The sequence below is a fragment of the Vibrio sp. 1288 genome (assembly GCF_033344475.1).
This window is the reverse complement of the sequence record NZ_JAWPOX010000282.1, coordinates 1-864: the sequence shown is the minus strand read 5'-3', so window position 1 is coordinate 864 and position 864 is coordinate 1. Positions and strand designations below refer to the sequence as shown.

2 protein-coding genes are annotated in these 864 nt (G+C 45.5%); both read right to left on the bottom strand.

Annotated features, from left to right (window positions below; all coding sequences use genetic code 11):
* On the bottom strand, positions 1-711 hold a 711-nt coding region (locus R8O11_RS26240; RefSeq protein ID WP_318194742.1), incomplete at its 3' end, for a MerR family transcriptional regulator.
* Positions 701-864, bottom strand: a 164-nt coding sequence (locus R8O11_RS26235) for a DUF1722 domain-containing protein (protein WP_318194743.1), incomplete at its 5' end; no start/stop codon positions are given. The genes R8O11_RS26240 and R8O11_RS26235, both read right to left, overlap by 11 nt.

Here is an 864-nt window from a genome sequence, read left to right as displayed (position 1 = left end):
CTTGGCAGGTAGCGCTTTATTCGAGAACACATAAACACGCTGGTAGCGTTCAATCACGTCGTGATCCACCAAGCCAGAAACGTCGTCCACCTTGTCGATTAAGGTGATGTGGTAACCTTGCTCACACAACTTCGCCGCCTGAATCCAACTTTCTGCATCTCGACTTTGTTCAAAGCTGATCAACAGACATTTCCCCTTAGTAGATGCTTTGTTTTCAGAATCGATCACCAATGCCAAACGCGTGATTAAACAGGTTTGGAACAATCCCATCTGCAACGAGCGCAGCGAGCCCTTAACCAAATCCAATGCTTCGAACACAGGATTGATAAACTGATCTACGACTAAGTTGAGCGGGTACTCTTTCAATACCGATGAAAGGACGCTTTCCGTTTTGCCACGATTGAGTTGCGACAACGCAGACAGTACGGTTTCCACTTCTTCAAGCGTATGGTTTTCTGCACTGATTTCTACATCCGATTGGCCGAGCAGTCCTTTCACTTTGCCGATCGCAATGCCTTTGGATAACCAACCTTGAATTTCACGAATCGTATCGAGATCTTGCTGGCAATATAAGCGATGCCCTTTTTCCGTTCTTTGCGGTTGGATTAGGTTATAGCGTCTTTGCCAAGCTCTCAGCGTCACAGGCTTAACGCCCGTAATCTCTGCAACATCTCGAATTGCGTATAGTTTTTCTTCTGAACTACAAACCATAGCGTAATCTCATCTCCTGCGGGTATGGCTCTAAAAACTTCTGTTTTTGCAGATATTCATCTGGATAAGCATTTAGATAGTGTTTAATTAATGTTAGTGGCGCGAGCAATGGCAGCGTGCCAGTACGATAGTCTTGAATCACGGTCGCGAGTT